The organism is Bacillus cereus group sp. BfR-BA-01382 (genome assembly GCF_022663475.1).
Classification (GTDB): domain Bacteria; phylum Bacillota; class Bacilli; order Bacillales; family Bacillaceae_G; genus Bacillus_A; species Bacillus_A thuringiensis_S.
On the sequence record NZ_JAKUFQ010000269.1, the window covers coordinates 1 to 502 of the forward strand.

Genomic DNA, 502 nt, shown 5'->3' on the forward strand with positions numbered 1-502 from the left:
CCGATATTGCTGTTCCCGACGTATTATTTGCAAATGCGTATGTTGCCGTTATACTTGTGCCTGTTGGGCCTGTCGCTCCCGTTGCCCCTGTATCGCCTGTTGCTCCTGTTATCCCTGTCGCTCCCGTTGCCCCTGTGTCGCCTGTTACTCCTGTCGCCCCCGTTGGGCCTGTGCCACCTGTTGCTCCTGTTGGACCCGTTGCCCCTGTTATTCCTGTCACTCCCGTTGGGCCTGTTGCTCCTGTTATTCCTGTCGCTCCCGTTGGACCTGTTGCGCCTGTTCCTCCGGTCGCTCCTGTTACTCCTGTCACTCCCGTTGGGCCTGTTGCTCCTGTTATTCCTGTCGCTCCCGTTGCCCCTGTGTCGCCTGTTACTCCTGTCGCTCCCGTTGAGCCTGTTGCTCCTGTTATTCCTGTCGCTCCCGTCGGACCGGTTGGACCAACCTTAGGAACTGTCCCATCGCAACTAAAACAGCATGAATCAACATGTACACCATTTTGATT

At 56.4% G+C, this 502-nt stretch carries 1 pseudogene; it reads right to left on the minus strand.

The annotated features are described in order from the left end of the window. Window positions 1–502 (minus strand): annotated as a pseudogene (locus MR160_RS33880) (BclA C-terminal domain-containing protein); the annotation flags it as partial.